We start from the raw sequence: 602 nt of genomic DNA, 5'->3' as shown, positions 1-602 counted from the left end.
GAGAACTCAACACGTCTGTTTTGCTGACGACCAGCAGCAGTTTTGTTTGTTGCAATTGGTTGGTTTGGACCGTAACCTGTTGCTTCAATTGTAGATGGGTTAGCACCTTGAGATACTAAGTAAGCTTTAACAGCTTCTGCTCTGTCTTTCGATAAACGTAAGTTTAAAGCCATTGAACCTGTATTGTCAGTGTGACCTGCTAATTTCAGGCTAAAGTTTTTCTCCACTAAAAGACCAGCAACACGATTTAATGTTTCGTATGATCTTGCTTTGATAGTTGCTTTACCTAAATCAAATTCTAAGTTTTTGATTGCTTCACCAACAACTTTACGATCTGCTTCAGTTACAATTACTTTTTCTCTGATTACTGGTACAGGAGCTTTTAAAGGACAACCAGCACCATCCACTACTGTATTAGCAACAGTTCCAGGGCATTTGTCAAATTTGTTAGCTACACCATCCATATCATCATCACCCATATCTTTAGCATATTGTTCCTGATCTCTCAGTCTGTTTTGCTCAGAAGTAGATAATGCTCTTCTTAATTCAGCACTTTCAGCTGCACTTTCTTCGCGGATAGCGGCGATAGGGCTGAAGTTTTG

1 protein-coding gene is annotated in these 602 nt (G+C 39.5%); it reads right to left on the bottom strand.

Annotated features, from left to right (window positions below; genetic code table 11):
* A partial coding sequence (locus OQX62_RS25060) for an OmpA family protein (RefSeq protein ID WP_265834416.1) occupies positions 1-602 on the bottom strand: 602 nt, incomplete at both ends.

Source organism: Pedobacter sp. MR2016-24, from assembly GCF_026239655.1.
Taxonomy (GTDB): domain Bacteria; phylum Bacteroidota; class Bacteroidia; order Sphingobacteriales; family Sphingobacteriaceae; genus Pedobacter.
This window is presented reverse-complemented; position numbering and strand designations above follow the sequence as displayed.